The organism is Streptomyces lomondensis (assembly GCF_014651035.1).
In the GTDB taxonomy this organism is placed as follows: Bacteria; Actinomycetota; Actinomycetes; order Streptomycetales; family Streptomycetaceae; genus Streptomyces; species Streptomyces lomondensis.
Genome location: NZ_BMWC01000001.1, coordinates 937908 through 961573 on the forward strand (window position 1 = coordinate 937908; position 23666 = coordinate 961573).

The window sequence follows — 23666 nt, forward strand, 5'->3', positions numbered from 1 at the left end:
GGCAACTATTCCGTTGCTTTGGCACTCTAACGAAATCTTGACCTTCTCTTGGGGCGGGTGGCCCTAGGTCGAAATCCCGATGCCAGGAGCATGGAGTGGTTGAGAGCATGACACCCATGCTCGAAGCCCCTGAAATGACCCGTACGCCTCGCCGGACCGCGCCTCCCACCTGGCTCGTGATCGCCCTCACGTGCGCCGGGCAGTTCCTCGTGGTGCTGGACGTGTCCGTCGTCAACGTGGCGCTGCCGTCGATGCGGACCGGGCTCGGGCTGAGCGAGCAGGGCCTCCAGTGGGTGGTGAACGCCTACGCCATCGCCTTCGCCGGGTTCATGCTGCTCGGCGGGCGGGCCGGGGACCTCTACGGCCGCAAGCGGATGTTCCTCGTCGGGCTCGGCCTGTTCACCCTCGCCTCGCTGGCCGGCGGCCTGGCTGTGGACGAGTGGCAGCTGCTGGTCGCGCGGGCCGTGCAGGGGCTGGGCGCGGCGGTGCTGGCGCCCTCGACGCTGACCATCCTCACGGCGTCCGTGCCCGAAGGCGCCGCCCGGGCCCGGGCCATAGGGACCTGGACGGCGGTCGGGGCCGGCGGCGGCGCGGCGGGCGGCCTGGTCGGCGGGCTGCTGGTGGAGACGCTGTCGTGGCGGTGGGTGCTGCTGATCAACGTGCCCGTGGGGGCGGTGGTGCTGTGCGCGGCCGCCTGGTTCCTCGCCGAGGGCCGGGCCGGGGACGGGCGGCGGCTCGACCTGCCGGGCGCGCTGCTCGTGACGGCCGGGCTCGGCACCCTGGCCTACGGCATCTCCCGGACGGAGGCGGACGGCTGGACCGCACCGGCCGCGCTGCTGCCGCTGCTCGCCGGGCTGGTGCTGATCGGGCTGTTCCTCGCGGTCGAGGCCCGCACGGCGAGCCCGCTGATGCCGCTCGGGCTGCTGCGCCTGCGCGCGGTCTCCTCGGCGAACGTGGCGATGTTCCTGTGCGGCTCCGCGATGTTCTGCATGTGGTTCTTCATGACTCTCTACGCCCAGAACGTCCTGGGCTACACCCCGCTGGAGGCCGGTCTCGCCCTGGTCCCGAGCTCCCTGGCCGTCATCCTCGGCTCCAAGCTCGCGCCCCGGCTCATGCGGGGGGCCGGGCCGCGCACCGTGGCGGCGCTGGGGACGCTGGTCGCCGTGGCCGGCTTCGCCTGGCAGTCCACGATGACCCCGGACGGCTCCTACGCGACGGCCATCCTGTTCCCCGGCATCCTGATGATGCTCGGCGCGGGCCTGGCGGCAACCCCGCTCGCCTCCCTGGCCACGTCCGGCGCGCCCCCCGGCGAGGCCGGGCTGGTGTCCGGCCTCGTCAACACCTCCCGCACGATGGGCGGTTCACTCGGCCTGGCCGTCCTCTCCACCATGGCCGCGGCCCGGTCGGACGGGAGCACCACCGCGGAGGCCCTGACGGAGGGCTACGCCCTGGCCTTCCGGGTGGGCACCGGGGTGCTGGGGGCGGGGCTGCTGCTGATGTGGGTGTGGCTGCCGCGCGGGGCGGCGGAGCGGCATCCCTAGGCACGGTTCGTCCGACCGACGCGGAGGTCTCGGCCGCGCGGAGCCGGGGTTCACAGCCAGCCCTGGCGGCGGGCCTCGCGGAGGGCCTCCATGCGGTTGCGGGTGCCGGTCTTGCCGATGGCGGCGGAGAGGTAGTTGCGGACAGTGGACTCCGAGAGGTGGAGGCGGGTGGCGATGTCGGCGACGGTCGCGCCGTCCGCTGACGCCTTGAGGGCGTCGCTCTCGCGGGCGGTGAGGGGGTTGGGGCCGGCGCTGAGCGCGGCGGCCGCGAGGGCGGGGTCGACGACGGTCTCGCCGGCCAGCACGCGGCGGATGGCGGCGGCGAGTTCCTCGACGGGGCCGTCCTTCACCAGGAAGCCGGTGGCGCCCGCCTCCATCGCGCGGCGGAGATAGCCGGGGCGGCCGAAGGTGGTGAGGATCAGCACCCGGCACTCGGGCAGCCGGGCGCGCAGGTCGGCGGCGGCCTCCAGGCCGCTCCTGCCCGGGAGTTCGATGTCGAGGAGGGCGACGTTCGGGCGGTGTGCGAGCGCCGCGTCCAGGATCGCGTCACCGGCCGCCACCTGGGCGACGACCTCGATGTCGTCCTCCATCCCGAGCAGCAGCGCGAGCGCCCCGCGCATCATGCCCTGGTCCTCGGCGAGCAGCACGCGGACGGGTCTGTCGGTCACGGGGCCAGGGTAGGGCGGGGTGTGCCGAGCAGCGAGGCCAGCGTCTCGGTGAAGGCCGCCGCCGAGTGGTCGGCGTGCTCGCGGATGCGGGTGGCGACGGCGTCGGCTCCGCCGCCCTCCAGAAGGCGGACGAGCCGGTCGATGTCCTGCCCGTGCCCTTCCCGGGTGGACAGGTAGAAGTCCGTCGCGTCGTACGCCATGTGGAAGACGTGCTTCTTCACATCGCTCAGCGTCAGGTAGTCGTCGTGCGTCTTCGGGGTCGGCTCGGGCGCGCCGACGCACACCGCCGGGGTGCCGGCGCCCCACGCGTTGACCGCCAGGTGGTACGTGTCGGTGATGACCAGCCGGTAGCGGGGGAGGACGCCCAGCAGGTCGCCGATGGTGTGGTCCCCCGGGCGCCGCGCGATGTGGGAGACGGCGCCCGGGACGTCCCGGTTGAACCAGGGCAGCCACTCCAGCGGGGCCCCCAGACGGTCGGACAGGCCCTGGCAGAAGGCCGGCAGCCAGTCGGGGACCGGCGTCCGGGCGCCGAGGAACACGCCGATCGCACCGCCCTCGGGGACCGACCGGGACCACTGCGTGGCCGGGAGGTGGTCGAGGTCGCCCGGGCGGGACAGCAGCGCCGCGTCGGAACCGAAGTAGTCCGTCGTACGGTCCTTGCGGAGGTGCGCGATCTTGGCCGCGGAGAGCGGGTCGCGCACCCAGACCCGGTGACTGCGCGTCACCAGGCGGAAGAACAGGGGGCCGTACTCCTTGTCCTCGTAGTCGGACTGCGTGTTGTGGAGGATGGTCCCGCCGTAGCTGAGGGTCCGCGCGAGGAGGTCGTCCGGCTGGTCCGCGAACAGCAGGGTCCGGTTCAGCAGGCCCCGGGCGGCGTCCCGGTCGGCGGCGAAGCCGAAGTCGAGCAGACGGTTCGTCGCGTCCTGCGCCAGATAGTGCCGGGTGTGCAGGAAGTCGCCCCAGAAGACGACCGCGTCGTGGTCGCGGAGCGAGTCCAGGTGCTCGGCCAGCGGATGGAAACGGAACGGGAATCGGGTGCCGCGCGCGCACTCCCGCAGGGGCACGGTCTCCGGCGTGTGCAGCGTGTACCAGGTGGCGTCGAGCCCGGTGCCCATCCGCCGCCGCAGGGACTCGAACGCCAAGTCGACGGTCAGCATGCCGGTGTTGCGGTACCCGATGTTCGGCGCGGTGATGACGGCGACGCGTGCCATGTGCTCCATTTCCCCTAGCCGTCGTCGGCTTCCCCCAGGGCCGGTCAGGCCCTGTCAGGGCGCCGGTCAGGCCCTGTCAGGGCCCTTCGCCCCGACCGTTGTCGACGCCGCCGACGTGTGACGCGGACCGTCGGCCAACGTACACGGCGGTGTCGTCGCGCGAACCTTCCGCCCCCTCCGGCCGTGGATCCGCCGCGTCGAGCGGGAGTTCGGCCGTCACCGCGAACCCGCCCCTGGCCCGCGGCCCGGCCGTCAGCGAGCCGCCCGCCGCCGCGAGACGCTCCGCCAGACCGGTCAGCCCGGTGCCGCCGGTGACCGCCCCGGCGCCGGTGGCCGTCCTGCCGTCGGTGGCTGCCCCGCCGTCGGTGGCTGCCCCGCCCCCGGTGACCGCACCGGCCCCGTCGTCGGCCACCGTCAGCCGTACCCGCTCCCCGGCACCCGACAGCGTGATCTCGCAGCGGTCCGCCCCGCTGTGCCGTACGACGTTGGTGACCGCCTCCCGGACCACCCAGCCCAGCAGCGCCTCGGTCTGCGGCCCGGGCGGGGGGTCGCAGCGGGTGACGGCGAGCGTGATGCCCGCCGCCGTCAGCACCGAGTGCGCCCGGTCGAGTTCCGCGGCGAGGCTGCCCTGCCGGTAGCCGGTCACGGCCTCCCGGATCTCCGTCAGGGCCTGGCGGCCCACGGCCTCGATGTCCGTGATCTGGGCCAGCGCCGCGTCCAGGTCGCGGGCGGCCAGCCGGCGGGCCGCCTCCGACTTCACGACGATCACCGACATCGTGTGCCCGAGCAGGTCGTGCAGATCGCGGGAGAAGCGCAGCCGTTCCTTCTCGACCGCCCGGCGGGCCAGCGCCTCCCGCGCGGCGCGCAACTCGCGCACCGCCTCGGACAGGCGCATGATCGCGGCCGTCACCATCGTCGAGATCCAGGTGGCGTACGCGATGTCCAGGCCGCCCCAGCCGTCGTGGAAGCAGGCCACCGCACCGGCCAGCACCGCCACCGCCGTCCCGGCCGGCCGCAGGTGCGACAGGCGCAGGGCCGCGCCCGTCGCGAGGCCGAGCAGGGGGAAGAACAGCAACCAGTTGTCGCCGTACCCGGCGGCGAGCGCGCACGTCACGGCCGTCAGCAGCCCGAGCGCCACCCGGGTCGAGCGGGCCTCGCGCTTCTCCTTGTGGAACGAGCGCAACGCCACATAGATGTAGAGGGTGTTGAAGGTCAGCAGGCCCAGGCCGCCGATCCACGGGTTCGGCGTGTGGCCCTGGACGAGGTTGGAGCACGCGCCCATCCCCAGCAGCAGCCACGGCAGCAGGGTGACGCCGCTGGGCGGCGGACCCGGGTGCGCGGGCAGCTCGCCGCCCCGCCGGCCCGCCAGGTGATGGCGCCGCCGCTCCCCGCCCTGCCGGGCGGCCGCCCGTATCGCCTCGGCCCGGCACCCGACCTTGTCTCTCCAGGACATGTCCCCGTCCCCGATCAGAGGTTCGCCGCGCCGCGGCGGTACGACAGGACAGCGTACGAGCCGAACACCAGCAGCCAGCCGATCAGCACGGCGACGGCGCCCGGCGCCGGCGCGTGGCCCGTGGCGACCGATCCGCCGAGCTGGGCGAAGCGGTTGGCCGGCGTGTACCGGGACAGGGCGCGCAGCCAGTGCGGGAACAGCGTCACCGGGAACCACAGCCCGCCCAGCACCGCCAGACCCAGCCCGCAGAGCATGTTCGCCACGCCCGTGGTCTGCCCGGACAGCCGGTAGCCGTTGCCGAGGCCGAGCAGCGTGAAGGGGACCGAGCCGAGCCACAGCAGCGCCGCGATCCCCGCCCACTGCCAGGCGGCCAGCCGTACGCCGTTCAGCAGACCGCCGGCCGCCAGGACGGCGACGATCGCGGGCAGGACCGTGACCGTGCCGGTCAGGGCCCGGCCGACCACCACCTGGCGGGGTGTCATCGGGGTCACCCGCAGCTGCCGCAGCCAGCCGGTCGCCCGGTCCTCGGCGACCCCGCCACCGGTGTTGAGCGCCGAGCCGAGCGCCCCGTAGGCGGCCATGCCGACCATCCCGCCGGTCCGCCAGCCGCTCTCGTCCTGGCCGAGGTTGGTGAACAGCAGGTACATCAGCACCGGCATCGCGATCCCGCCGACCACGAACCCCGGGTCGCGCAGTGTGCGGCGGACCTCCAGCCGCAGGTAGTCCCTCATCGCACCGGCTCCGGGTCGGTCAGGGCCAGGAACGCGTCGTCCAGCGAAGCCGGCGCGACCTCCAGCGCCCGCACCGCGCCCAGACCGGCCAGGGCGAGCACGGTGGCGTCGGAGTCGTCGGTGCGCAGCCGGGCCCGGCCCTCGCGCACCTCCACAGCCCGCACACCGGGCAGCAGGGACAGCGCCTCGGGGGCCTCGCCCGCCAGGTCGAAGGAGACCAGGCTGCCGCCCGCCGACCGCCGCAGGTCGTCCCCCGTGCCGTCGGCGACGATCCGGCCCCGGTCGATGACGAGGATCCGGTCGGCGTGCGCGTCGGCCTCCTCCAGGTAGTGGGTGGAGAACAGCACGGTGTGGCCCCGGCGGGCGTAGCCGCGCATCGAGGTCCAGAAGGCGTGGCGGGCCTCCACGTCCAGGGCGGCGGTGGGCTCGTCCAGGACCAGGAGCGCCGGGTTCCCGGCGAGCGCGACCGCGAGCCGTACGCGCTGCGCCTGGCCGCCGGAGAGGCGGTCCACCCGGCGTCCCGCCAGCCCGGCGATCCCCGCCAGCTCCAGGGCCTCCGCGACCGGCAGCGGGGCCGGATAGCGGCCGGCCACGAACGCGACCAGTTCCCCCACCGTCACCCGGGAGACCGCCCGGGCCTCCTGGAGCATCGCCCCGACCCGCCCGGCGCGCACGGACGCCTCCGGCGGCCCGCCGAACAGCTCCACCGTGCCCGAGTCCGGCTCGGTCAGGCCGAGCAGCAGGGAGATCGTGGTGGACTTGCCCGCGCCGTTCCGGCCGAGCAGGGCGACCGTCCCGCCCGGTGCGATGCCGAGATCGACGCCGTCCACGGCGCGCACCTCGCCGTAGGTCTTGACCGTGCCCGTGAAGGACACGGCCGTCTGGGTCCGTGTGGTCATGGCAGGGACGCTACGGACCGGCCGGGGCCGCCCGGCAGATGCGCTTGTACGGAATCCGGCAGGACAAATGTCATCCCCCGACCGATCTGACTCGACGTCAGGAGCCTTCACAACTATGGGGGGCTGGGCTATACAGAGGGCGCAGGACTGGAACGCGTTCCAGTTCGGTCCCAGACGGCCTCGGTGCGGCCGACGGTGCGGACGGCCGTACCGAGGTCTTCCCTCACGGCGATCAGGAGCCCCATGCCCATCGACGCAGCCAAGGCGCTCGCCGCCGAACCCCGGACCGGTGAGATCTCCTGGGATCACAAGGACGTGCAGCTCTACCACCTCGGCATCGGCGCGGGCAGCCCCGCCACCGACCCCGACGAGCTGCGCTACACCCTGGAGTCCCGGCTGCACGTCCTGCCGAGCTTCGCCACCGTCGCCGGCGCCGGGAAACCCGGGGTGATCAGCGGCCTGTCCATGCCCGGCGTCGACGTCGACCTCGCCCGGGTCCTGCACGGCGGCCAGAGCCTTCGGATCCACCGCCCTCTCCCCGCCGAGGGCCGCGCGACCGCCACCGGGCGCATCGCCGCCGTGTACGACAAGGGCAAGGCGGCCGTCCTCGTCATGCGCACCGAAGTGGCCGACGCCGAGGGGCCGTTGTGGACCAACGACGCGCAGATCTACGTGCGGGGCGAGGGCGGCTGGGGCGGCGACCGAGGGCCCGCCGGCCGGCCCGAACCGCCCGCCGGTGCACCGGACCGGGTCGTCGAGCGGCACGTCCGCGAGGACCAGGCCCTGCTCTACCGCCTCTCCGGCGACTGGAACCCGCTGCACGCCGACCCGGAGTTCGCCAAGCTCGCCGGCTTCGAGCGGCCCATCCTGCACGGCCTGTGCACCTACGGCATGACCCTCAAGGCCGTCGTCGACACGCTGCTCGGCGGGGACGTGACCCGGGTGCGGTCGTACGCCACCCGGTTCGCCGGGGTCGTGTACCCGGGGGAGACGCTGCGCATCCGCATGTGGTCCGGGGAGGGCTCCGTACGCGTCGCCGTGAGCGCCGTGGAGCGGGACGACGCGCCCGTCCTCGCCGACACCATCGTCGAACACACCTGATTCCCAGACGCCGTACGAGGGGAGCCCGCACCATGCGCGCAGCCGTACTGCACGAGATCGGCCAGGACAAGCTGGAGGTCCTCGACGACGTCGAGGCGGTGGGGTTCGGACCCGGCAAGGTGCGGATCCGGGTGCGCGCCACGGGGCTGTGCCACTCGGACCTGTCCGCGATGAGCGGGGTGCTGCCGCAGCCCGCGCCGTTCGTGCCCGGGCACGAGGGGGCGGGGGAGATCCTCGAAGTCGGCGAAGGTGTCGGCCACTTGACGGCCGGTGACCGGGTCGTCGTGTGCTGGCTGCCCGCCTGCGGGGCCTGTCCCGCCTGCAAGCGCGGCCAGACCGAGCTGTGCCTCGCCGGGTTCATGAACGCCGGCACCCCCAACTTCAAGCGCCCCGGCGGGGACGTCTTCGGCATGGCCGGCACCGGCACCTTCACCGAGGAGGTCGTCGTCGACGCCGGCTGCGCGGTGCCGATACCCGACGACGTGCCCTTCGACATCGCCGCCCTCATCGGCTGCGGCGTGACGACCGGGCTGGGCGCCGCGCTCAACACGGCCGACCTGGAGGCCGGTTCGTCGGTGGCGGTCATCGGGTGCGGCGGCGTGGGCATCTCCGTGATCCAGGGCGCCCGGCTGAAGGGCGCCGCCGAGATCGTCGCCGTCGATCCGGTCGTCTCCCGGCGTGAAGCCGCCCTGCGGTTCGGGGCCACGAAAGCGGTCTCGCCCGACGAACTGCCCGACGCCAAACAGCAGATCACCGGCGGCGAGGGCTTCGACCACGTCTTCGAGGTCGTCGGCAGGTCCGCCACGGCCCGCACCGCGTACGACAGCACCCGGCGCGGCGGCACCCTCGTCGTGGTCGGCGCCGGCGCCATGGACGACTTCCTCCAGCTCAACATGTTCGAGCTGTTCTTCGACGAGAAGCGGATCCTGCCGTCCATGTACGGCGGCGGGGACGTCCTGCGCTCCTACGAGCGCACCATCGCCCTGTGGCGGGCCGGACGGATCGACCTGGCGGGCCTGATCACCCACCGGGTCCCGTTCGCCGACGTCAACGAGGCCCTGGACCAGATGCGGACCGGGACCGCCCTGCGCACCTGCATCGAGATGTGAGGACGGACGCCATGCCGCTGCCGCTGGAGGGACTGTCCGCGATCGTCACCGGCGCGGGCCGCGGGCTCGGCCGCGCCGAGGCGCTGGAACTCGCCCGGCTGGGCGCCGCCGTGGTCGTCAACGACTACGGGCAGCCAGGCCGCGACGGCAGCGGCGAGGCCTCGGCCGGGCCCGCCGAGGAGGTCGCCGCCGAGATCCGGGCAGTCGGCGGGGCCGCCCTCGCCCACACCGGCGACGTCTCCGACTTCGAGCAGGCCCGGGAGCTGGTCGAACTGGCCGTCACCGAGTTCGGCAAGCTCGACATCCTCGTCAACAACGCGGGCATCCTGCGCGACCGGATGGTGTTCTCGATGGCCGAGGAGGAGTGGGACGCCGTGCTCCGGGTGCACCTCAAGGGGCACTTCAACACCACCCGGTTCGCCGCCGCCCACTGGCGGGAGCGGTCCAAGCGGGCCGGGGAGCCGGTGTACGGGCGGATCGTGAACACCTCCTCGGAGGCGTTCCTCGCCGGTTCCGCCGGGCAGCCCAACTACGCGGCGGCCAAGGGCGGCATCGTCGGCCTCACCACCTCCACCGCCCTCGCCCTCGGCAGGTACGGCGTGACGGCCAACGCCATCTGCCCGCGCGCCCGCACCCGGATGACCGAGGACGTCTTCGCGGGTGTCGAGCGGCCCTCCGAAGGCGGCCTCGACCCGCTCGCCCCCGAGCACGTCGCGCCCCTCGTCGGCTATCTGGCCTCGCCCGCCGCCGCCCGGGTGACCGGGCAGCTCCTCGTGGTGCACGGCGGCATGGTGGCCGTCGTCGAACGGCCCCGGGTCGCCGCCAAGTTCGACAGCAAGCAGGACACCTTCACGTACGACGAGCTGGACGCCGTCCTCGGGCCGTACTACGCGGACCGGCCGGGGGAGACGTTCGCGGCGGCGGAGGTGCTGGGGCTGAAACGCGGGTGAACGACATGGAACGGCCCTTCCCGCTTGTGGCGGGAAGGGCCGTTCGCCGTCTGGTGACTGACGTGCCGTCAGGCCGCAGTCCCGGCTTGCTCGGTCTCCGCCACCGGCTTGCGGTGGCGTCCGCGCGGAGCCGTCTCGCTGTCCTGCGTGGAGACCTGACCACGGTGCCGGCCGTGGCCGGCGGAGATCTCCTGGACGTCATTGCGCGGCTGGTTCGTGCTGGCGTCGCTCATCGGATGGAATTCACCCCGTCAACATGATCTTTTTTACAGCCGGGTGAGTTTAACCGGCACCCCTGACATCGGATCCAGACGGCCACGCCAACCGGCACGGGTTCGTTACAAGGCGTCCCAACGGCGCCTGCTGAAGGGGCACCGGGCGGGGGGCGGAGGCCGGTGCCGCGGGCTGCGCGTGACCCCCGGCGGTTTCCGGAGCCGGGCGCGCCGCTTCTGGGGAGTGCTGCCCCGGCTCGGGCGGTGCGGCGGCGGTCCGCACGTCGGTCTCCGGATGCGGCGTGCCACCGGACTCGGACTCGGGCTCCGGCTCGGCGGCCGGGGGCGGGCTCACCTGGGCCACACCGCACGGCACGGCCTCCGTCGCGTACGGCAGGCGCAGCACCCCGTCCGCCGTCCACAGGCCGCTGCCCGCCAACCACCCCTCCGGCGCCGGGAGATGGTGCACCCGCCGCTCGGTCGGCCGCCACACGCCGATCCAGCTGCCGGCCGGCCCGTCGACCCGCAGCGCCACCGCGCAGCTCTCCGGCGTCAGCATCTGCCCCGGCTGGATCGCGAACGGCGTGACGGAGCAGTCCCGCAGCCGCAGGCACTCCGGGAACCGCACCGGCAGGGTGCTGCCCAGCACACCCCAGCCCAGCCGGTCCTGCCCGGGCGAGGGCGCGTCCGAGCGGACGATCAGCAGTCCGCTGTCGTGGTCGGCGAGCAGCAGCCGGTCGTCGCTGTCGGCGGCGATCTGGAGCAGCGGCGACACCTCGCCGCCGCGCTCCAGGTCCACCACGACGGCCTTGGTGCGGCCGCCGGTCTCCCGGTCCAGGGCCAGCAGCCGTGCCGTACGGTCCAGCCAGACCCCGCCCGAGCAGCGGCCGGGCAGCTCGGCCAGCCGCTCGGGCCCGAAGGCGCCGCCCGCCACCAGCCACACCGACGTCGACCGCGGACCGACGGCGAGGGCGTACGCCTTCTCGCCGCCGGGAGCGGGCGGCAGCAGCCGCAGCCGCGCGGAGTCGTCCGGGCACTCGACCGCGCCCAGGGGCAGCTCACCGGTGCCGGGCCCGGTCGGGTACAGCAGGGAGAAGGCGTGCCGCCGGGCCACCAGCCGGTGGATGAGGACCCGCCCGTCCCCCATCGGCTGCACCTCGGTGCCGGGCTCCTCCGGCTGGTTGCGGGGCAGGGGCACCGCGTAGGGCTCCGGGCCGTCCAGGGTCCAGCGCTCCGGGAACCAGGAGTCGCCCGCGGACGCGAGGCGTGCGGCGTAGGCACCGTCCACGGTGAGCGTGCAGCCTGCCGGCGCCGCCCCGTCCTCGTGTCCCGCCGAAGGCTCGATCGCACAGGCAGTCATCGTTCGGTCACCTCCAGTGACGAACGTAGTTTTCGCGCGCGCGGGCGGGGAATCCGTGAGCACCGGCTTCACACATAAGGGTGTTCCAGGAACGATTCGCCTGAGGGAAAGGGGGCGATTGTGCTGAGCGGGGCGAAGGGGGCCCGGAGCGGGCGGCGGCGGTTCAACGCCACAGATCAGGCGGGTAGCCTTGCACCCGTGCCCCGTCTGTCTGAAGTCATCGCCGCGCTGGAGAACCTGTGGCCCGCCGAGCGGGCCGAGTCCTGGGACGCGGTCGGCACCGTCGTGGGCGACCCGGACCAGGAGGTCACGCGGGTCCTGTTCGCCGTCGACCCGGTCCAGGAGATCGTCGACGAGGCGGTGAAACTGGGCGCCGACCTGCTCGTCACCCACCACCCGCTCTATCTGCGCGGCACGACGACCGTCGCGGCGACGCACTTCAAGGGCCGCGTCGTGCACACCCTCATCAAGAACGACATCGCGCTGCACGTCGCCCACACCAACGCCGACACCGCCGACCCCGGTGTCTCCGACGCCCTCGCGGGCGCCCTGGACCTCCGGGTCACCGGGCCGCTCGTGCCCGACCCCGCCGACCCCGAGGGGCGCCGGGGCCTGGGCCGGGTCTGCGCCCTGGACCATCCGCTGACCGTGCGCGAGTTCGCCGCCCGCGCCGCCGAGCGGCTGCCCGCCACCGCGCAGGGCGTCCGGGTCGCCGGCGACCCCGAGGCGGTCGTCCGTACGGTCGCCGTCAGCGGCGGCTCCGGCGACAGCCTCTTCGACCACGTACGCGCGGCGGGCGTCGACGCCTTCCTCACCGCGGACCTGCGCCACCACCCCGTGTCGGAGGCCCGCGCCCACAGCCCCCTCGCGCTGCTCGACGCGGCGCACTGGGCCACCGAGTGGCCCTGGTGCGAGCTGGCCGCGAGCCAGCTCGACGAGATCTCCGACCGGCACGGATGGGACCTGCGCGTCCACGTCTCGAAGACGGTCACCGACCCCTGGACCAGCCACTCCCCGTCACCTGGAGCCCCCAACTGAACGCCGCGCCCGCCGACCAGATCCGACTCCTCGACGTCCAGGCCCTCGACGTCCGCCTCCAGCAGCTCGCGCACAAGCGGAAGTCGCTGCCCGAGCACGCCGAGATTGAGTCGCTGACCAAGGACCACACCCAGCTGCGCGACCTGCTCGTGGCCGCGCAGACCGAGGAGAGCGACTGCGCCCGCGAGCAGACCAAGGCCGAGCAGGACGTGGACCAGGTGCGCCAGCGCGCCACCCGCGACCAGCAGCGTCTGGACTCCGGCGCCGTCACCTCCCCCAAGGACCTGGAGAACCTCCAGCGCGAGATCGCCTCCCTCGCCAGGCGGCAGGGCGATCTGGAGGACGTGGTGCTGGAGGTCATGGAGCGCCGGGAGTCCGCGCAGGAGCGGGTGGCCGAGCTGACCGAGCGGGTCGCCTCCGTGCAGGCGAAGATCGACGACGCGACCGCGCGCCGCGACGCGGCCGTCGAGGAGATCGACGGCGAGGCCGCCACGGTCTCCAAGGAGCGCGAGGTCATCGCCGGGTCGGTCCCCGCCGACCTGCTCAAGCTGTACGAGAAGCTGCGCGAGCAGCAGGGCGGCATCGGCGCGGCGAAGCTGTACGCGCGCAGCTGCCAGGGCTGCCGGCAGGAGCTCGCCATCACGGAGCTGAACGAGATCCGCAACGCGGCGCCCGACACGGTCATCCGCTGCGAGAACTGCCGCCGGATCCTGGTGCGCACGTCCGAGTCCGGTCTCTAGGTCGCGGGGGCCGTTGCGGTGCGGGAGTTCATCGTCGAGGCCGACGGCGGGTCGCGGGGCAACCCGGGGCCCGCGGGCTACGGCGCCGTGGTGAGCGACGCGGCGACGGGGGAGACCCTGCGGGAGGCCGCCGAGTACATCGGCGTCGCCACGAACAACGTCGCCGAGTACCGGGGCCTCCTCGCCGGCCTGCGCGCCGCCCACGAGCTGGACCCGGCCGCGACGGTCCACGTCCGGATGGACTCCAAGCTCGTCATCGAGCAGATGTCGGGCCGCTGGAAGATCAAGCACCCCGACATGAAGCCGCTGGCGTCCCAGGCGGCCCGGGTCTTCCCGCCGGGCCGGGTGACGTACGAGTGGATCCCCCGGGAGCGCAACAAGCACGCGGACCGGCTGGCCAACGAGGCGATGGATGCCGGGGCCAGGGGGGAGCAGTGGTCGGAGTCGGCGTCGACGGCCGAGCTGGACACGGCTGCGGAGGCGGACGGGGCTGTAGGGGGTTCGATCGCTTCTCCGCCGGGCGAGCCGCCCGGCGACGCGGCGGCGGGCGCGGCGCGGGTGCGTGGAGCTCTGGCGGAGGGACGCGCGTCGGCGGCTTCGGATGCCGCACCTCCTTCGGTCCACGGAGCGACGAATTCGCCGGGCGGCGAAGCCGTACAGGCACAGGTCGGGACGGCGGGGGCTGACGCCAACACCCGCACCGCAAACGCAGACGCCGACGCCCACACTGCCAAGGCCGAAGCCGACACCCGTGCCGCCAAAGCCGTGGCCAGCCCCGGCTGGGCCCCCGCCGACATGGGCGCCCCCGCCACCTTCGTGCTGCTCCGGCACGGGGAGACGCCGCTCACCCCGCAGAAGCGGTTCTCCGGCAGCGGCGGCAGCGACCCCGCCCTCTCCGACGCCGGCCGGGAGCAGGCCGAACGGGCCGCCGCGCTGCTGGCCCGGCGGGGCACGATCCAGGCCGTCGTGTCGTCGCCCCTGGCCCGTACGCGGGAGACCGCCGGGATCGTCGCCGCCCGGCTCGGGCTCGACGTGAGCATCGAGGACGGGCTGCGCGAGACCGACTTCGGGGCCTGGGAGGGCCTCACCTTCGCCGAGGTGCGCGAGCGCCACCCGGACGACCTGAACGCCTGGCTGGCCTCCCCGGACGCCGAACCCACCGGCGGCGGCGAGAGCTTCGCGGCGACCGCCACCCGGATCGCCGCCACCCGCGACAAGCTGATCGCGGCGTACGCGGGCCGCACGGTCCTGCTCGTCACGCACGTGACCCCGATCAAGACGCTCGTCCGGCTCGCCCTCGGCGCACCGCCGGAGTCCCTGTTCCGCATGGAACTGTCCGCCGCGTCCCTGTCGGTCGTGGCGTACTACGCGGACGGCAACGCCAGCGTCCGCCTCCTCAACGACACGTCCCACCTGCGCTGAGCGCCGCCGCGTCACGGGCCAGCGCCTCGACACGCCCCCAGTCGCGGCCCGCCACCGCGTCCCCCGGCAGCATCCAGCTCCCGCCCACACAGCCGACGTTGGGCAGCGCCAGATAGTCCGCGACAGAGGCCGGCCCGATCCCGCCCGTGGGGCAGAAACGCGCCTGGGGGAGCGGCCCCGCCAGCGACTTCAGATACGCCGTGCCGCCCGCGGCCTGCGCCGGGAAGAACTTCATCTCCCGCACCCCGCGCTCCAGCAGCGCCACCACCTCGGACGCCGTCGACACCCCCGGCAGGAACGGCACGCCCGACCCCCGCATCGCCTCCAGCAGGCCGTCCGTCCAGCCGGGACTGACCAGGAACCGGGCGCCCGCGGCCACCGCCCGCGTGACCTGCTCGGGGCTGATCACCGTCCCCGCGCCGACCACAGCGCCGGGCACCTGCCCGGCGATCTCCCGGATCGCCTCCAGGGCCGCGGACGTCCGCAACGTCACCTCGATCGCGGGCAGCCCGCCCGCGACCAGCGCCCGCGCCAGCGGTACGGCGTCGGCGGCGTCGTCGATGACGACGACGGGGACGACGGGCGCGAGGTCCAGCACCGAGGCGGGCAGGGGAGAGGAGGCCATGGCCTCATCCTGCCGTCGGTCCATCATCCTGTGCAAAGCACGTTGCGCAGGATGCAATGCTGGGCACGCGCGTGGCGCTAGTGCACCTCGTCCACCAGCACGTCCAGCGACCAGGCCTGCCCCGCCTTCACGGGCGCCGCCGCCTCCACGACGTATCCGAGGTCCCGGAGCGCCTCCACCAGCTCGGCCGGCGACCCCGGGGCCGCCCCGGCCGTCAGCAGGCTCCGCACGATCCGCCCCTTCGTCGCCTTGTTGAAGTGGCTGACGACCTTCCGGGTCGGCGCATGCAGCACCCGCACGGTCGCCGTCCGCCCGGCGACCTCGCCCTTCGGCTTCCAGGCGGCGGCGTACGCGGCCGACCGCAGGTCCAGCACCAGTCCGCCCCCGGCCGCCTCGGGCAGCACCGACGCCATCGGCGTACGCCAGTGCCCGCCCAGCGCACCGAGCCCCGGCAGCCTCACGCCCATGGAGCACCGGTAGGACGGAATCCGGTCCGTCACCCGCACGGCACCCCACAGCCCGGAGAACACCAGCAGCGACCGCGCGGCCCGCCGCTTGGCGGCCGTGTCGAGGGACGCCAGACCGAGGGCGTCGTACAGCACGCCGGTGTAGATCTCCCCGGCCGGGCGCGCGCCCGCCGACCGCAGCTCCGCGTTCTTGGCGACCTCGCCCCGCAGCCCCTCGCTCAGCCCGAGCACCTCGCGCGCCTTGTCCTCGTCGCCCGCGCACAGCTCGACCAGCTCGCTGAGGACGGCCTCCCGGGCGGCGGTCAGCCCCGGCAGCGACAGCGACTCCAGGTTCAGCGGGGCACCGCGGCCGGAAGAGGCCTTGCCCTCGGACGGCGGCAGCAGGACAAGCACGCGTACTCCTTCGATCGAACTCCGCCGACAGCGTACGGGGGCCTCAGACGCGCGCCCGGCCGAGGGCGCGGACCAGGCCGTCGGCGTCGTCGGCGTGGAAGCGGACGAGCCGTACCTCGCGGCGCCGGCCGAAGAAGGTGACGTGGGTGACCGGCTCGGTGAGTTCGAGCGTGACGGTGGTCTGCGAACCGACCTCGACGTCCAGCTCGCCGTCGGTCCGCTCGTGCGTCATCCGCAGCTCGCGCCGCACCGAGGCGATCCGTTCCAGCGGAACACGCAGATCGACATGGACGTACCTCCGGATCCGCAGCGAGCCGTCCTCCAGTACATGCGGCCGTACGACGGACGAGGCGTGCAGCCCGACGACGATGACGACGCCGTACACGTCCAGGAAGAGGAACACCGCGTGCACGGTCGGGAAGTCCCGCAGCAGCACGGACAACGCCACCGTCTCGACCACGCACACGAACGCGAACCCGGCCATCACCGCGCCCTGCCCCCGCGCGTACCCGAAGGCCCGCCCGCCCTTCGTGCCGTGCGTACGCCGCGACACCCACAGCACGAGACTCACCAGCACCCGCACCTCGTGCCGGACCAGCAGCCACGCGATCCTCATCGCCGCTCCTCGGCGAGGATCCGCAGCGTACGGCGGATCGCCTCCGCCTGTGCCGGGGCCAGGTCGTCGTAGAACGCGCGCAGGAAGTTGTCGTCCTGGTCGAGCTCCCCGACCTCCGGGAACAGCCCCGGGGGAATGCAGCCGGCGAGCACCCGGGCCGCCTCCTCGACGCGCGGATTGTCCGGCTCGGCGTCGGCAAGCGCGTCGAGCAGCGCGTACGCCTCACCCGCCCGCGCCACGGCCCCCGGACTCCCCAGCGCCTCCCCGATCGACGCCACCATCCGCTCCCGCGCCTCGTCCGGCATGGCGGTCTCCAGGAAGGCGATGATCTCGCGGTCCTTGGCTGCCATGGGGGAATCGGTGAGATGCGTGGTCCCGGCGAACAGGGCGGCCAGCTCCGGCGACACGGGCCCCTCGGCCGGCAGCCCGCCCTCCGCCTCCAGCAGCGCGCGCAGCCGCGCCCGCCGCTCCCGGAGGGCCTCCTCCTGCCGCGCCAGATCCTCGTCCAGCTCGGTCAGCACCTCGACGAGGTCCTTCCCGGCGTCGTCCGCGAGCACGTCCCGCACCTCGGCGAGCCCGAGCCCCAGCTCGGTCAGCCGCCTGATCCGCGCCAGCACGACAGCGTGCCGCAGCCTGTACTCCCGATAGCCGTTGGCCCGCCGCTCCGGCTCGGGCAGCAGCCCCAGATGGTGGTAGTGCCGCACGGCCCGCGTGGTGACGCCGACGACCGCGGCGAGTTCTCCGATCCGCATGCCACCAGTGAAGACGTTGACGTTGCGGCGGGGTCAAGCGAGCTCGATCGAGGGAAGGTCCGCGCTCTCACCGACGGCAAACCGCTCAGTCTCCCGGAACCCTTCTCCTTCGACCTGGACACCGCGGACTTCCTCTGATCCCCTGTGAGCCGGGGGTATGAGTGAGCGCACACGGGCGGACACGAGAGCAGACCCGCTGGACCAGGGCACGCCTGGGGCGTTGCGGTCAGCCGCTCGACCTGCTGACCGCCCGCTTCGACCAGCACGTCTACGCGCCCCACGCCCACGACGAATTCACCATCGGGGTCACCGTCGGCGGGTCGGAGGTCATCGCCTACCGGGGCGGGCGCATCCACTCCCACCCCGGCTCGATCGTCGTCCTGGAGCCGGGCGAGATGCACACCGGCGGTCCGGCCGCCTCCGACGGGTACGCCTACCAGGCCCTCTACGCCGAACCCGCCCTGCTCGGCGACGGCACCCTCGGCGGGCTCCCGCACTTCCCCGACCCCGTCCTGCACGATCCGGAACTCGCCGCCGCCCTGCGCGCCGCCCACACCGACATCAGTGCCTGTCCCGACCCCTTGGAGGCCGAGTCCCGCCTGCCCTGGCTGCTCACGGCCCTGGCCCGCCGCCACTCCACGGCCCGGGCGAGTGACGACACCACGCCCGGCGCCGGCCACATCGCCAGGACCGTACGCGACCGTCTCGCGGACGAGCTACTGGAACCCCCGTCCCTGGCCGACCTCGCCACCGACCTGGGCCTCTCCCGCTACCAGCTCCTGCGCGCCTTCCGCACGGCCATGGGCGTGCCGCCGTACGCCTGGCTCGCCCAGCACCGGGTGGCCAGGGCCCGCGGGCTGCTGGAGAGCGGCCTGCGCCCCGCCGAGGTCGCCGGCCTCGTCGGCTTCGCCGACCAGGCGCACCTCACCCGCTGGTTCCGCCGGGTGCTGGGCGTGACCCCGGCGGCGTACCGCAACAGCGTTCAAGACACCGGAGGGTGAGGCGGCCGAGACTCGCCGCATGACTGCACGCGGCTGGTTCCTGTTCTCCCTGATGGGAGTGGTCTGGGGCGTCCCTTATCTGCTGATCAAGGTGGCGGTGGACGAACTGTCCCCGTCGGCGGTGGTGTTCGCCCGCTGCGCGCTCGGCGCCGCCCTCCTCCTCCCCTTCGCCCTGCGCCAACCGGGCCTGGTCCGCACGGTGCGGACGCACTGGAAGCCGATGCTGGCGTTCGCGGTCATCGAGATCGTCGGCCCCTGGTACACCCTGACCGACGCCGAACGCCACCTCTCCAGCTCCACAGCGGGCCTGCTGATCGCAGGCGTACCGATCGTCGCGGTCCTCGTCTCCCGCTTCTTCGGCGCGGCGGAGTCGCTCGGCGCCCGCCGCCTCACGGGCCTGGCGCTGGGCCTGGCCGGAGTCGGGGTCCTCACGGTCCCGCACCTGACCGGCGGCGACGCCTTCTCGCTGGCGGAGGTCCTGCTGACGGTCGTCGGCTACGCCACGGCCCCCCTGATCGCCGCCCGCCACCTCAAGGACGTCCCGACCCTGCACCTCATCACCCCCTGCCTGGCGCTGGCCGCCCTGGTCTACGCCCCCGCGGCCGTCGCCTCCCGCCCCGCGGCCCTGCCCTCGCCCGAGACCCTTACCGCCCTGGCGGCCCTCGGCGTCGTCTGCACGGCCATCGCCTTCGTGGCCTTCCTGGAACTGATCAAGGAGGCCGGCCCGACGCGCGCCTCGGTCATCACGTACGTCAACCCGGCGGTAGCGGTGGCGGCGGGGGCCGTCTTCCTCGACGAGCGCCTGACGCCGACCGTGCTGGCCGCCTTCGCCCTGATCCTGGCCGGCTCGGTCCTGGCCACGGCGGCGGCGCCGGGGCCGGTGCCACGCCGGGTACCATGGTCGACACGGCAGACGAGCCGGGCGGACGGCCGCGTGGAGTCCCCCTGACGGGGAGCTTCCCGAGGAACGTCCGGGCTCCACAGGGCAGGGTGGTGGCTAACAGCCACCCGGGGTGACCCGCGGGACAGTGCCACAGAAAACAGACCGCCGGGGACCTCGGTCCTCGGTAAGGGTGAAACGGCGGTGTAAGAGACCACCAGTGCCCAGGGTGACCTGGGCAGCTAGGTAAACCCCACCCGGAGCAAGGTCAAGAGGAAACACCCCGGTGTTTCTGCGCGGACGATCGAGGGCTGCCCGCCCGAGTCCGCGGGTAGACCGCACGAGGCCGACGGCAACGCCGGCCCTAGATGGATGGCCGTCACCCCGACGACCGCGAGGTCCCGGGGTACAGAACCCGGCGTACAGCCCGACTCGTCTGCCGCTCTTTATTTTCGCAGGTCAGAGGCTATGTTTAGTCGCTGAACAAACTGCCGGTCGAATCCGGGTCGAATCCGGGGCGAATTTGGGCTGCAAGTTTTGTCGTCCCTGTCCACCGCACGTGCGACATATTCGGTATTCCGGGCGTCAAGTGCGGTCCAATGCCGAATCTGTGGCGGACATCTCGGCACCGGATGTATCGGTCGATCACCGATGGTGCGTCCGGCAGTGGAGCCTGTCAGAAGTGATCACTGGCGAGAGCGTCTCGCTGCCCGCTCCTGCCGGGAACCACTGGTTCCTGGCGAAGGTGGCCATGTGAGGCATGGGGTTCCGCTCCCTACTCAACAAGGTGGGGGACGCAGGCTCAGCCCCATGAACGGGGCTATCCAAGACGGCGCGAAATCCTGGTGCAGCCGGACCGGATCGGCGGTGGAGAGCACCGACACGGCACTGGCCAGCCGGATACGGCTGGTGGCCTGGGCGATCGCGGCCAGCGGGACGGCGGGGTTAGCGACTGCGAAGTCCCAGCTGTGGTGCTCGCCGAGACCGAAGACGTCCAGGCCGGCCTGGTCGGCGGCGATGGCGTAGGAGACGATCTCGCGGGTGCGGCGCCCCGGGTCGTGCAGTTTTCCTGTGGCGGGGTCGGTCTGCAGGTCGGACAGGGAGATGATGCCCAGTTCCACGGTCGTCTCCGATAGGGGGACAGGGGTTGGGAGGGAGCGGCCCGGCCGGCGTGGTCGCGGGCCGGGCCGCTGTGAAGGGGCGGGGGACTGGGGGTTCAGAAGGAGTAGGGCCCGAACCGGCCCCACATGATGACCGCGGCGACGATGAGCAGGATCGCGTTGAACCCGATGGCCTGCGGCTCCTTGCGGCGGGCGTGGAGGCCCATGGCCAGGACCATGATCACAGCCAGGACGGTGGCGGCCAGCGGGGTGAGCACGGTGGCGATGTCGAAAGCACCCGGAAGGATCAGCCCGAGGGCGCCGGCGAGTTCGGCGACGCCGATCAGACGCACCACGGGTGTCGAGACGTCACTGACCCACGGCAGCTGGGATATGAGCTTTTCGCGGGGCTGGGTGGACTTGGTGACGCCGGCGGCCGCGAACAGTGCAGCGAGGACGCCCTGCAGGATCCACAGGAACCCGTTCATCGGAGCGGAGACCTTCTTCTTCGGTCGCGCCGCGGCGGGGATCGCCGCGGCGGATGAGGATTGAGCGGATCAGGATTCAACGGGGGAGCGCCGGGAGGCGTCAGACGGTGAAGACGCGCTCGGCTTCGTCGCGCTGGGTGTGCAGGTCCCAGTAGAGAGGGGCGATCTCCTCGGCCTCGGCGGTCGGGATTTCGGGAGGGCCGCCCGCGCCGATCCACACGCCGATGGCGACGTGCGCGGCCTGGATACCGGTGCCGGCCAGCTCTTTGTGCAGGTTGAGCACCCAGTTGCGAAGCGCCGCCTGAGCGGGGTTGACGTTGCCGAGCATTGGGATGGGGTCGACCGAGCCGGCGCCGTTGGTGAAGAGCAGGGTGCCCGCGCCGGCCTCACGCATCGCGGGCAGGACGGCCTGGGTGGCGGTGATGGCGCTGTAGAGCAGGAAGTCGATCCATCCCTGCACATCGGACGGGCTGGTCTGGGACGGGGAGGTGAGGGTCACGGAGCTGATGCTGGGAGCGGGGGAGTGCTCCAGGACGTCGATGCCGCCGAAGCGGGTGGCGGCGTCCTTGAGGGCCTGGGTCAGCGCGTCGTGGTCGCGCACGTCCGCCGGGAACGCGGCGGCAGTGATGCCCTCGGCGGTGAGCCGGGCGACGAGGTCGTCGAGCTTGGCGCGGTTGCGGGCGATGAGAGCGACGTCGTAGCCGCGCGAGCCGAAGGTGCGGGCGATGGCGAGGCCCATTCCGGGGCCGGCTCCGACGATGGCGATGCTGGGCACGGTGAAGTCCTTTCGGGGGGGAGCGTCTGGGATACGGACTGGTCAGGCGACGGTGATCGCGATCTCGCCGAGGGCGCCGACGCCGAACGCGGCGAACGCCTCGGGGGCACGCTCGAGGTCGAACTCGGAGTTCACCGACACCTTGAGGGCGCCGGAGGCGACCTGCCCGGCGAGGGTGGACAGGGTGTCGGCGGTCGGGTTGGACTGGATCATGGCGGTCTGCAGCTTGCGGTCCTCCGAGGCCTCGGGGACGGTGAGGGCGGAGGCGACGGCGCCGCCGTCGCGGGTCAGCGCGGTGAGCTCGGCCAGGTCGCCGGCGAGGTGCAGCACCGCGTCCACGCCGTCGGGGGCGATCGCCCGGACCTGCGCGGTCATGTCCTGGGTGTAGTCGATGACGGTCACCTCGGCGTCGGTCAGCGCCGAGACGAAGCCGCTCTCGGAACCCGACTTGGCCGTGGCGATCACCCTCGCGCCCCGGGCAGCGGCCAGCTGCACGGCGATCGCACCCACTCCGCCGGTGGCACCGGAGATCAGCACCGTCCTGCCCTCCAGCGGGCCGAGCAGGGCGAGACCGTCGAAGGCGGCGGTGCCCGCCGGCCCGAGCGCGCCGGCGTCACGCACCAAGACCCCCTCGGGCCGGTGGGCGATGCCGATGGCAGCGGGAACGGCGACGTACTGCGCCATCGAACCGGTGCCCAGGTGCGCCTTGGTGACCACGCCGAACACGGCGTCGCCGACCGCGAAACCCTCGACACCCTCACCGACCGCCTCGACGGTGCCGGCGAAGTCCTTGCCGGGGATCAGCGGGAAGCGGTGCTCCATCATGCCCTGCAGGTATCCGGCCACCGTGCCCAGATCGAACCCGTTCACCGAGGACGCGGCCACCTTCACCAGCACCTCACCGGCCTCCGGGCGGGGCACCTCCACCTCGGTCACCTCGGGGCTGCCGGGCACCTGCGCCAATGTCACAGCGCGCACTGATCATCAACTCCTTGGCATCGGTATCGCTCGATTCGGAAAGGGATATCCGGTTCTTGATCCGGAAAGGCCTGTCCGGTTCGCGGTGTCCACGATAACACTGAAACTGGATAGGCCATTCCGATTCGGTAGACTGAGTGTCATGAACCTTGGCGCCCGATCCAGCGATGACCCTGCCGCACAACCTCTGCGCAGCGATGCCGAGCGCAACCGTGCGCGGATCGTCGACGCCGCGCGCACGGTGTTCAGGCGTGACGGCCTGCATGCCTCCATGGCTTCCGTGGCCCGCGAGGCGGGGGTGGGCATCGCCACCCTGTTCCGCCGGTTCCCGACAAAGGAGGAACTGGTCGCCGCGGTCTTCGCCGACCGTATGGACGCCTACGTCGACGCGGTCGGCGTCGCCCTCGACGACCCCGATCCCTGGCGCGGTCTCGCGGGGTTCATCGAAACCGCCTGCGCGATGCAGGCCGCCGATTACGGCTTCGCCGACGTACTGACCATGACCTTCCCCACGGCCAAGGCTCTGGAGGAGCGCCGAGACCAGGCGTACGAGGGCGTCGTCCAGCTCATCGACCGCGCCAAGGCCGCAGGACGTCTGCGTGAGGACTTCAGCCCCGAGGACCTGGTGCTGGTGCACATGGCCACTGCCGGCGTCGTCAACGCCACCGGCGACGCCGCTCCCGACGCCTGGAAACGCGTCGTCGCCCTGATGCTCCAGTCCTTCGAGGCCCCCGCCCGCGGCCCCCTGCCCGACCCGCCCGAGCCCCGCGCCCTCTATAAGGCCATGCTCCGTGCGAGTCAGGCGTGCTCCGCCTCGCCGGAACCAGGGAAGAAGGACTGAAGGGCCACGTCCCGGCGCCCTGGCAGCGGAGTTCGACGCGCTCGTGGACTGCCACGGAGGCTCCGCGCGTCAGTACCACCGGATGCTGCGCAGAGGAGGCCGAGCCGTCACCATGACCATGAAGGGCCTGCCGTTCGCCCTGCTCTCCGTGCTGCTGCCCGGCCCCCGGATGCGTTTCATGTCCGAGAAGGTGCGGCGCGACGACATGGAGAGATTTCCCCGGCTGTGCCGGCCGGGGCGGGCACTCCGGCCCCGGCCATGACCGTCAACTTGACCTGAGCGACCGGGAACCCGGGGGGGGGGGGGGGGGGGGGG

General features: G+C 73.0%; 25 protein-coding genes, 1 other RNA gene and 1 pseudogene. 12 read left to right on the plus strand and 15 right to left on the minus strand.

Going from position 1 to position 23666, the window contains the following annotated elements; translation table 11 throughout:
• Positions 1-107 precede the first annotated feature (107 nt).
• Positions 108-1541, plus strand: a complete 1434-nt coding sequence (locus tag IE255_RS04110) for an MFS transporter (RefSeq protein WP_190048702.1) — start codon at positions 108-110, stop codon at positions 1539-1541.
• Between the two features lie 50 nt (positions 1542-1591).
• Here IE255_RS04110 and IE255_RS04115 read toward each other — a convergent pair whose 3' ends face one another.
• The 5 genes from IE255_RS04115 to IE255_RS04135 all read right to left on the minus strand — a co-directional run bounded on the left by IE255_RS04115 (position 1592) and on the right by IE255_RS04135 (position 6503).
• Positions 1592-2209: a response regulator transcription factor gene (locus IE255_RS04115; protein WP_190048703.1), complete on the minus strand. Its 618-nt coding sequence runs from the start codon at positions 2207-2209 to the stop codon at positions 1592-1594.
• Positions 2206-3420, minus strand: coding sequence for a polysaccharide pyruvyl transferase family protein (locus IE255_RS04120; protein WP_190048704.1), 1215 nt, complete (start codon positions 3418-3420; stop codon positions 2206-2208). Before IE255_RS04120 ends, IE255_RS04115 begins: the two co-directional genes overlap by 4 nt.
• Before the next feature lie 76 nt (positions 3421-3496).
• Complete coding sequence (locus tag IE255_RS04125) at positions 3497-4873, minus strand: sensor histidine kinase (RefSeq protein WP_190048705.1); 1377 nt, start codon at positions 4871-4873, stop codon at positions 3497-3499.
• 14 nt (positions 4874-4887) lie between these two features.
• Complete coding sequence (locus tag IE255_RS04130; RefSeq protein WP_190048706.1) at positions 4888-5604, minus strand: ABC transporter permease; 717 nt, start codon at positions 5602-5604, stop codon at positions 4888-4890.
• Positions 5601-6503, minus strand: coding sequence for an ABC transporter ATP-binding protein (locus IE255_RS04135; RefSeq protein WP_190048707.1), 903 nt, complete (start codon positions 6501-6503; stop codon positions 5601-5603). Before IE255_RS04135 ends, IE255_RS04130 begins: the two co-directional genes overlap by 4 nt.
• A gap of 243 nt (positions 6504-6746) precedes the next feature.
• On the opposite strand from IE255_RS04135, the gene chsH3 reads away from it, so the two are divergent.
• Genes chsH3 through IE255_RS04150 form a run of 3 tightly spaced genes read left to right on the plus strand, consistent with a single transcriptional unit; the run spans position 6747 to position 9663 of the window.
• Positions 6747-7604, plus strand: coding sequence for an enoyl-CoA hydratase ChsH3 (chsH3, locus tag IE255_RS04140; RefSeq protein ID WP_190048708.1), 858 nt, complete (start codon positions 6747-6749; stop codon positions 7602-7604).
• 32 nt (positions 7605-7636) lie between these two features.
• On the plus strand, positions 7637-8713 hold the full coding sequence (locus IE255_RS04145) for a Zn-dependent alcohol dehydrogenase (RefSeq protein ID WP_190048709.1): 1077 nt from the start codon (positions 7637-7639) through the stop codon (positions 8711-8713).
• An 11-nt stretch (positions 8714-8724) separates the two neighbouring features.
• Positions 8725-9663, plus strand: a complete 939-nt coding sequence (locus tag IE255_RS04150) for a 3-oxoacyl-ACP reductase (protein WP_190048710.1) — start codon at positions 8725-8727, stop codon at positions 9661-9663.
• Positions 9664-9731: 68 nt separating this feature from the next.
• On the opposite strand, the gene IE255_RS04155 is transcribed toward IE255_RS04150, so the two are convergent.
• Both IE255_RS04155 and IE255_RS04160 read right to left on the minus strand, forming a co-directional pair.
• Positions 9732-9896 (minus strand): hypothetical protein, encoded by a 165-nt coding sequence (locus IE255_RS04155; RefSeq protein ID WP_190048711.1) that lies wholly within the window; start codon positions 9894-9896, stop codon positions 9732-9734.
• A 49-nt stretch (positions 9897-9945) separates the two neighbouring features.
• Entirely contained in the window at positions 9946-11235 is a 1290-nt protein-coding gene (locus IE255_RS04160; RefSeq protein WP_190048712.1) for a hypothetical protein, read from the minus strand.
• 198 nt (positions 11236-11433) lie between these two features.
• Between IE255_RS04160 and IE255_RS04165 the strand changes: the two genes are divergently transcribed.
• The 3 genes from IE255_RS04165 to IE255_RS04175 are packed head-to-tail and all read left to right on the plus strand — an operon-like array spanning position 11434 to position 14435.
• The gene (locus IE255_RS04165) at positions 11434-12273 is read left to right on the plus strand and encodes a Nif3-like dinuclear metal center hexameric protein (RefSeq protein ID WP_190048713.1); all 840 of its coding nucleotides are present in this window, start codon (positions 11434-11436) and stop codon (positions 12271-12273) included.
• On the plus strand, positions 12270-13013 hold the full coding sequence (locus IE255_RS04170; protein ID WP_190049348.1) for a zinc ribbon domain-containing protein: 744 nt from the start codon (positions 12270-12272) through the stop codon (positions 13011-13013). The genes IE255_RS04165 and IE255_RS04170 overlap by 4 nt, the downstream gene beginning before the upstream one ends.
• Positions 13014-13031: 18 nt before the next feature.
• Positions 13032-14435 carry a bifunctional RNase H/acid phosphatase gene (locus IE255_RS04175; protein ID WP_190048714.1) on the plus strand — a complete coding sequence of 468 codons (1404 nt, stop codon included), beginning with the start codon at positions 13032-13034 and terminating at the stop codon, positions 14433-14435.
• On the opposite strand, the gene eda is transcribed toward IE255_RS04175, so the two are convergent.
• The 4 genes from eda to IE255_RS04195 all read right to left on the minus strand — a co-directional run bounded on the left by eda (position 14410) and on the right by IE255_RS04195 (position 17288).
• A complete protein-coding gene (gene eda / locus IE255_RS04180) occupies positions 14410-15060 on the minus strand; it encodes a bifunctional 4-hydroxy-2-oxoglutarate aldolase/2-dehydro-3-deoxy-phosphogluconate aldolase (protein ID WP_190048715.1) in 651 nt (216 codons plus the stop codon). The two genes, IE255_RS04175 and eda, sit on opposite strands and share 26 nt — an antisense overlap.
• A 77-nt stretch (positions 15061-15137) precedes the next feature.
• Positions 15138-15920, minus strand: a complete 783-nt coding sequence (gene yaaA / locus IE255_RS04185; protein ID WP_190048716.1) for a peroxide stress protein YaaA — start codon at positions 15918-15920, stop codon at positions 15138-15140.
• A gap of 43 nt (positions 15921-15963) precedes the next feature.
• Positions 15964-16536, minus strand: coding sequence for a hypothetical protein (locus tag IE255_RS04190; protein ID WP_190048717.1), 573 nt, complete (start codon positions 16534-16536; stop codon positions 15964-15966).
• Entirely contained in the window at positions 16533-17288 is a 756-nt protein-coding gene (locus tag IE255_RS04195; RefSeq protein WP_190048718.1) for a MerR family transcriptional regulator, read from the minus strand. Before IE255_RS04195 ends, IE255_RS04190 begins: the two co-directional genes overlap by 4 nt.
• Before the next feature lie 161 nt (positions 17289-17449).
• Between IE255_RS04195 and IE255_RS04200 the strand changes: the two genes are divergently transcribed.
• The 3 genes and pseudogenes from IE255_RS04200 (at position 17450) to rnpB (ending at position 19608) form a co-directional block, all read left to right on the plus strand.
• Complete coding sequence (locus tag IE255_RS04200) at positions 17450-18289, plus strand: AraC family transcriptional regulator (RefSeq protein WP_190048719.1); 840 nt, start codon at positions 17450-17452, stop codon at positions 18287-18289.
• Positions 18290-18341: 52 nt separating this feature from the next.
• Positions 18342-19088: pseudogene (locus IE255_RS40305) on the plus strand (DMT family transporter); the annotation flags it as partial.
• A gap of 115 nt (positions 19089-19203) precedes the next feature.
• Positions 19204-19608: RNase P RNA component class A (rnpB, locus tag IE255_RS04210), an RNA gene on the plus strand.
• 340 nt (positions 19609-19948) lie between these two features.
• Here rnpB and IE255_RS04215 read toward each other — a convergent pair.
• The 4 genes from IE255_RS04215 to IE255_RS04230 form a co-directional block, all read right to left on the minus strand.
• Complete coding sequence (locus IE255_RS04215) at positions 19949-20290, minus strand: LLM class flavin-dependent oxidoreductase (protein ID WP_190048720.1); 342 nt, start codon at positions 20288-20290, stop codon at positions 19949-19951.
• Between the two features lie 95 nt (positions 20291-20385).
• Positions 20386-20757, minus strand: coding sequence for a DoxX family protein (locus IE255_RS04220; RefSeq protein WP_190048721.1), 372 nt, complete (start codon positions 20755-20757; stop codon positions 20386-20388).
• A 100-nt stretch (positions 20758-20857) separates the two neighbouring features.
• A complete protein-coding gene (locus tag IE255_RS04225) occupies positions 20858-21532 on the minus strand; it encodes an SDR family NAD(P)-dependent oxidoreductase (RefSeq protein WP_190048722.1) in 675 nt (224 codons plus the stop codon).
• Positions 21533-21574: 42 nt separating this feature from the next.
• Complete coding sequence (locus IE255_RS04230) at positions 21575-22510, minus strand: NADP-dependent oxidoreductase (RefSeq protein ID WP_190048723.1); 936 nt, start codon at positions 22508-22510, stop codon at positions 21575-21577.
• A 142-nt stretch (positions 22511-22652) separates the two neighbouring features.
• Here IE255_RS04230 and IE255_RS04235 point away from each other — a divergent pair, with 142 nt between their 5' ends.
• Both IE255_RS04235 and IE255_RS04240 read left to right on the plus strand, forming a co-directional pair.
• Positions 22653-23351 (plus strand): TetR/AcrR family transcriptional regulator, encoded by a 699-nt coding sequence (locus IE255_RS04235; protein ID WP_190048724.1) that lies wholly within the window; start codon positions 22653-22655, stop codon positions 23349-23351.
• Positions 23352-23463: 112 nt separating this feature from the next.
• Positions 23464-23613: a hypothetical protein gene (locus tag IE255_RS04240; RefSeq protein WP_190048725.1), complete on the plus strand. Its 150-nt coding sequence runs from the start codon at positions 23464-23466 to the stop codon at positions 23611-23613.
• The last annotated feature ends 53 nt before the right edge of the window (positions 23614-23666 follow it).